This is a genomic window from Peptoniphilus sp. oral taxon 386 str. F0131 (genome assembly GCF_000090945.1).
Lineage (GTDB): Bacteria > Bacillota > Clostridia > Tissierellales > Peptoniphilaceae > Anaerosphaera > Anaerosphaera mikwangii.
This window is the reverse complement of sequence record NZ_GL349422.1, coordinates 669473-676078: the sequence shown is the minus strand read 5'-3', so window position 1 is coordinate 676078 and position 6606 is coordinate 669473. Positions and strand designations below refer to the sequence as shown.

Sequence of the window (6606 nt, the reverse complement as noted above, 5' to 3'; positions counted from 1 at the left end):
TCCTTGACCCCTCTTAAATCATCTACAATATATGATCCTTCAACGAAATCAATCTCATTGCAGTTTTGCATAAGAGGTAATAAAAATCTTGCCGGCATATTCTTATCCACACCGACAACACCCGATAAATTACAAGCTATCATATCAAAAGGATTTTCAGAGTCAGAATACCAAATAATTTCAGGTTCTGAATCATCACTTGCAGGAAATAATCTATTTAAAAATAATTTCATATTTCCATTTGCATCTATTAAAAGCATAAGTAATCTCTCTCCCGGACTAAACCACTTACCTATCAAATAAAATATTGAATACGGGTCAGTTATAAGCAGCTTATTAATTTCTTCTCTATTCATATACAATTTAACATTATTAATTCTACTGTTCATCTAAATCACTCCTCTTAATTAATTTTCCATCAATTAATATAATAAATTTTATCAACTAATATGGTATAATACAAGGAAAAGGAGGATAATTTTATGAATAAAACAAAAAATAAAAAAGAAATAAAATTATATAACTTAATTTTGCCGATATGGATTTTAATAGCATTTCCAGTTGTCTGGATATATACAATCCCTGCAAATTTTATAGTAGACAGTATAGTATTTTTATTCACATTGAAATTTTTAAACATTGAAAATAAAAAAGAAATATATAAAAAATCAATTATGAAAATAGTTATATTCGGTTTTCTAAGTGATATTATAGCAGGAATAGCTCTATTATTCTCTCTAATGGGTTTAACGGCAATTTCACGTAACAGCAAAATATTACAGGGATTATTCAAAAATAAACCACTCATAGATTACTTTGAGTTTGCGTTTTATAATCCTACAAAAAATTTGCCGAGCTTTTTGTTAGTCTTTGCCGCAATAGTAATAGCAGGCATATTAATCTATATATTTAACTCAAAATACAGTTTTACAAAAACAGACCTGACAAAAATTTTGAAAAAGAAAATTGCGTTATCGTTGGCAATTTTTACTGCGCCTTATTTTTTCCTATTGAGTCTTGAGTTTTGCAATAAATTCTTTAACATTTATTAACTATTGTAATAAAAAATTTTTTAAATTATCTCAATTTTTACTCACACTTTTTGAAAAAATAATGTATTATATTATTATGTCAAAAACAGGAGGATATATGAAAAAATTTTTAAAATTTTTACTAGGCTTTATTTTTACGATTATAATAGTATCAGCAGCAGCAATATACTTTTTATATCCAAAGATGGATGAAGCAGCAATAAACAACATATTTAAAGGTCAAGATAAAATAAATATACTACTAATCGGAAAGGAATCACCGGTTACACTTGATACGCCCGATCCTAATGCACCTGCCCATTCAGACACACTAATGCTTGCAACAATAAATAAAGCTACAAATAAAATGCAGGTAGTGTCTATTCCAAGAGATACATACTTTGAGTATCTACCCGGTTCTAAAAAAAGACATCAAAAAATAAATGCAGCCTTTTTTATAAACGGAGCAGAAGGAACAATAGCTGCAATAGAAAAATTCTTAGATACAAAAATTGATAAATATATAGTCGTCGATTATAACACAGTAATACAAACTATAGATGCCGTAGGAGGTATGGATATAGATTGGGAATATGACGACTATTACTATACAGATGAATGGGTAAATCCACCTCTTGTAATCGATTTAAAACATGGTCCCAACCATTTAGACGGTCAAGCTGCACTAAACTATCTAAGAACAAGAAAAATATATAAGAATCAAGATATAGACAGAATAAAAGCGCAACAAAATTTTATGGCGGAACTTTTTCAAAAAGTTAAAAACCCTAAAAATGTAGTTTTAATACCTAAATTTTTGAAAATAATTGCCGAAAACACACAGACAAATATGACGAGAAATGAAATCCTCGCACTCGGATTCTACGGAGTAAAAAACATAAAAAAAGATGAAATAAACTTCAAGACATTACCCGGCGATGAATATAAACCGGGAAAAATATCTTTCTACAAAATAGATCAAGATGTTGCAAGAAAAGTTTTCTCAGAAGATTATGAAAAATAATAATTAGATTAAAAAGCAAGATGAGTTAAATTTCATCTTGCTTTTTTAGAATACTATCTTCACACATAAAGATAACAGGCATCATTATAATTACATGCAAACTCGTCTGACTTCGCCTATCCGCTCTGATAAAGACACAATATATTTAAAATCAGCATGTCAGATTATAAATCTAAAAATTTTTCTATTTTCGTAAATCCCGGTTTATTTATTATAATATTTTGCCCTTGTCGTTTTATAAAATTTTTCTCCTCCCACTCATTTAAATATCTATAAACTGTCCTTACGTTTATATTAAACAAGTCTGCTAAAAAACTTTTATTGAATTCAATTTTACATGGCAGTTTATTTTCAAGTACTATGTTATAAAAATAATTTAAAATATTATATTCTATGCTGTGTGATTTTTTAATTATTTGCTGACTCATAAGTTCTACAGCAAAATTACTTACATAATTTAATGTTAAATTTAAAAGTTCAATATCATATTTAAGTTCTTTTTTAAATAATGGCAATGGAATTCTGATTATTTTTATATTTGTAAGACTTGTAATTGTTCCAATTGTATTGTCCATTCCTCCTAAAAATTCAAGCAACATAAAAATTTGCGGAGCTTTTAGGCTATTTGCTATAATTCTTTCTCCACTTTTTGAAAATTTACTTATAAATACACTACCCTGTACCAAAAAATCTATATACTCAACTCTTTCATCTTCAGCTATAATTATTTCTCCCTGAAAAAAATCATAAATTGACATTTTATTTCTAATTAAAAACTTTTCGTCAATTTGTTCACCATTGAAAATTGATTTTAAAAATGCGCCTAACATAATTTTCTCCTAATGTAAATTTAATTAAAAGTGACATAAGTCATATTTTATCTATCGACACTATTATATAATCTTATCAAGATAATATAAAGCTTTGGAGGAATTTTTATGGAAAGATTTTTTACGGTAGAACAAATTAAAAATGAAGTATTAAATACTATGCAAAATCCTGCTCTTACATATGAGCAACAAACTTCAAGATTAGCTAAAATATCAGAAAATATTATGGATTATCCTGTTAATGAAAACGATGATTTTTATAATTTATATGAGCTTGGAGAGATTTGTGATCTTGACGAAGGTCATGCTCCTTATGCTCCAAGATATATACTTCCGGACTATGAAAAACTTCTTAAAGAAGGCTGTGAGTTTTTAAGACTTACTCCGGCAAAAAATTTAAGAGAAGCAATAAATAATCTTTTAATCTTTTATCATCACGTTCCGTCAGTCACAAGATTTCCCGTTTATATAGGCTCACTTGATAAACTTCTTGAACCGTTTATTGAAGACGAAAAAGATGCCGATGAAATTATAAGATTATTTTTAATCCAACTTGACAGAACAATTGACGATTCATTTTGTCATGCAAACATAGGCCCTGAAGAAACAAAAGCAGGAAACATAATTTTAAATAATCTTGCCTCACTTCAAAATGTAACTCCAAACCTAACACTGCTATATGATAAGGATTTAACTCCCGATAGTTTTGCGGAAAAAGCTATTGAGGTATCTATCGACTCTGCCAATCCTGCATTTGCAAATCTAAATTATTATCAAAAAGACTTCGGAAAAAATAAATTCGGCATCGCAAGTTGCTACAATGCACTCCCGGTTTGTGGAGGAGCGTTTACGCTTTCAAGACTGAGACTTAACAAAATAGCACTTGCAGCAAAATCATATGATGACTTTTTTGAAAATACTATGCCGCACGCAATAGATACAATGCTCCATTTTATGGAAAGCAAAATTGATTTTTTAGTTAATAAAACCCAATTTTTTGAAACAAATTTTTTAGTAAAAGAAGGATTTGTAAAGAAAGAAAATTTTGTAGGTCTTTTTGGTGTTGTCGGACTGTATGAATGTGTAAATGAACTTGCAAAAAAGCTCAATGAAGATATTGAATTCGGACATAGTGATAAAGCAGATGAAATAGGTCTTAGGGTAATGGATGAACTTGAAAAAAGAGTTAAATCATTTAAAAGCAAGTATTCAAATATATGGAATCACGAATTTATGCTTCACTCTCAAGTAGGTGCGGCAAATGACGAGGGCACAACTGCAGGTGTTAGAATTAAAATTGGCAGAGAACCTATGATGTATGAACACATAACTCAAGCTGCAAAATTTCATAAATATTTTCCGTCAGGAGTTGGTGATCATTTTCCGTTTGAAAATACTGCAAAGAAGAATCCAAAAGCTGTACTTGACATATTCAAAGCCGCATTTGAAATGGGTATGAGATATATTTCTTCTTATGGAAGTGACTCTGACTTAATAAGAGTTACAGGTTATCTTGTAAAAAAATCAGACATAGAAAAAATAAATAGATGCGAACAAGTTTCTTATGATACAGTTCAATATGCACAAGATGCTTTTAATAAGTATGAACTTCTAAATCGTAAGGTAAGAAATGTGTAGAGCTCCTGTAAATCAATTTCTTCCGATGAGTTTAGTTGACGGTCCCGGTAACAGATGTGCAATATTTTTTCAAGGTTGTAATCTAAATTGCAGTTTTTGTCACAATCCTGAAACTATAAAAATAATACATTCGGAAGAAGAAAATGATGATATAAAATTTTATTCTGTTGATGAATTATTTGAAAAAGTAAAAAAAATCAGACCGTTTATCGTAGGTATTACGACAAGTGGCGGTGAATGTACTATTCATCATAAATTTTTAATTCAATTTTTTAAAAAAATAAAAACATTGAATTTAAATATACTTGTGGATACAAACGGATTAATTGATTTGTCAAATGAAAATATGAAAGAGCTCGTTGAATTAACTGACGGCTTTATGCTGGATATAAAGGCACTTGAAGAAAGCTCCCATAAAAGAATTACCGGCAGCTCAAACAAGACAGTTTTAAAAAATATGCATTATCTTGCGAAACTTGGTAAACTTGAAGAAATAAGAACTGTATTAATGTCGGGAGAAGATAATCTTAAAATAGTTGATACGATAACAAAAGAGTTGTCTCCTTATTTGAAAATTAAAAATATTAGATATAAGCTTATTTCTTATAGGCCTTTTGGCGTTAGAAGTGAATTTTCAGATTTGCATTCCGTTTCAGATAATGAAAAAGAATATTTAAAAACAGTTGCACAGAAAAACGGCTTTACAGATATAGTTTTAATCTAAAAAAGAGAAATGTAATTTACATTTCTCTTTTTATTAACACATATTAATCTTAAATCTTCTTTGCAATTTAAGATTAAAAATATTTATAATTATTAACCTATTCTGACAATACTAATTGAATTTTACAATAAATAACATAATCAATAAGAGGAAATATTATTCCTTAATACTTCCTCTTATTTTATTTAATTTCCTTATTACTTCAGCATCAAGCAATAATTCATTTTTATAATTTTTCTTTAGAGTTACAATGTTTTTATTTATTTTTTTCATTCCATTTTCAACCTCAACTTCAAATTCTCTCGCCGATATTCTAATTCCTCCACGAGATAAAATTATTTGCTGTTCTATATTATCAGAGGTTGCAACTCTAATTTTTCTGACACGTCCCATTTCATCAAGCTGTCTCTCAATAAAATGATCCGCAGTTTCAAGTTCCCTTGTAAACACGACTAAAATGTTATCATGCTCATATATGGCTCCCGGTGATTTTTTTACCATATATCCATCAAATACAAGTATAATTTTTTCTTGAATCACGTGAGAATATTCTGAAAGTATATCTATAAGTCTTTTTCTTTGTTCTTCAAGATCTTCTCTATAATTTTTAAATACTTCCCATGAATTTATTATGTTATATCCATCTACAAATAGATATTCATAATTTTTAAGATACCTAATCGGCTTCATTTTGTTTTAAAACTTCTGCCATTAAAATTGATGCCGCACATGAAGCATTTAGTGAATTAATTTTTCCTGCCATTGGAATCGAAATTATTTTATCACAGTGTTTTCTGACTGCAGGTGAAAGTCCCTTGCCTTCATTTCCAACTACAAGCACAATTTTACCCTTAAGGTCGGATTTAAAATACTCCTCACCTTCCATATCTGCTCCGAATATCCAATATCCATTTTCTTTAAGCTTCTCTATTGAGTTGGATAAATTTGTTTCAATCACAACACTCACATTATCAATAGCACCTGCTGAAGTTTTATATACAACATCATTTACATATACACTTTTATGCTTCGGAATTATTATTCCTTTAAACCCAAAAGCTTCGGCAGATCTTGCTATTGCACCTAAATTATGCGGATCTTCAATTTTATCAAGTATGAGTATCTGATTTATTCCATTTAAAATTAAATCCTCAAGTGTAGAATATTCATATCCGCTTACAAGAGCAACAACTCCTTGATGGTTAGCCCCCTCGCTTAATTCATCAAGCTTCTTCTTGTTCAATTCTGTGATTAAAATATTTTGTTCCTTTGCCATAGCATATATCTTCTTCATAGAGCCTTCAAAATTTCCCATTTGAACATATAGCTTATCCGCTTTCTTATTCTTTAAAATTTCTA

The 6606-nt window shown here is 29.1% G+C and carries 8 protein-coding genes; 4 read left to right on the top strand and 4 right to left on the bottom strand.

Translation table 11 applies throughout. From position 1 onward, the window contains the following. On the bottom strand, positions 1 to 389 hold a 389-nt coding region (locus HMPREF0629_RS03235), incomplete at its 3' end, for an aminopeptidase P family N-terminal domain-containing protein (protein WP_009221941.1). Between the two features lie 93 nt (positions 390 to 482). On the opposite strand from HMPREF0629_RS03235, the gene HMPREF0629_RS03230 reads away from it, so the two are divergent. Both HMPREF0629_RS03230 and HMPREF0629_RS03225 read left to right on the top strand, forming a co-directional pair. Beyond that, entirely contained in the window at positions 483 to 1052 is a 570-nt protein-coding gene (locus tag HMPREF0629_RS03230) for a hypothetical protein (protein ID WP_009221940.1), read from the top strand. A 97-nt stretch (positions 1053 to 1149) separates the two neighbouring features. Further along, positions 1150 to 2055 carry an LCP family protein gene (locus HMPREF0629_RS03225; protein ID WP_050747986.1) on the top strand — a complete coding sequence of 302 codons (906 nt, stop codon included), beginning with the start codon at positions 1150 to 1152 and terminating at the stop codon, positions 2053 to 2055. A 164-nt stretch (positions 2056 to 2219) separates the two neighbouring features. On the opposite strand, the gene HMPREF0629_RS03220 is transcribed toward HMPREF0629_RS03225, so the two are convergent. Continuing rightward, on the bottom strand, positions 2220 to 2885 hold the full coding sequence (locus HMPREF0629_RS03220) for a Crp/Fnr family transcriptional regulator (protein WP_009221938.1): 666 nt from the start codon (positions 2883 to 2885) through the stop codon (positions 2220 to 2222). A gap of 108 nt (positions 2886 to 2993) precedes the next feature. On the opposite strand from HMPREF0629_RS03220, the gene HMPREF0629_RS03215 reads away from it, so the two are divergent. Then, positions 2994 to 4523 (top strand): YjjI family glycine radical enzyme, encoded by a 1530-nt coding sequence (locus tag HMPREF0629_RS03215; RefSeq protein ID WP_009221937.1) that lies wholly within the window; start codon positions 2994 to 2996, stop codon positions 4521 to 4523. After that, positions 4516 to 5247, top strand: coding sequence for a radical SAM protein (locus tag HMPREF0629_RS03210; protein WP_009221936.1), 732 nt, complete (start codon positions 4516 to 4518; stop codon positions 5245 to 5247). Before HMPREF0629_RS03215 ends, HMPREF0629_RS03210 begins: the two co-directional genes overlap by 8 nt. A 156-nt stretch (positions 5248 to 5403) precedes the next feature. Here the strand turns inward: HMPREF0629_RS03210 and HMPREF0629_RS03205 are convergent, their stop codons facing one another. Both HMPREF0629_RS03205 and rlmB read right to left on the bottom strand, forming a co-directional pair. Then, positions 5404 to 5937, bottom strand: a complete 534-nt coding sequence (locus HMPREF0629_RS03205; protein ID WP_009221935.1) for an NYN domain-containing protein — start codon at positions 5935 to 5937, stop codon at positions 5404 to 5406. Next, positions 5924 to 6606 (bottom strand): 23S rRNA (guanosine(2251)-2'-O)-methyltransferase RlmB (gene rlmB, locus HMPREF0629_RS03200; RefSeq protein WP_009221934.1); only part of this gene is annotated, 683 nt, incomplete at its 5' end. The genes rlmB and HMPREF0629_RS03205, both read right to left, overlap by 14 nt.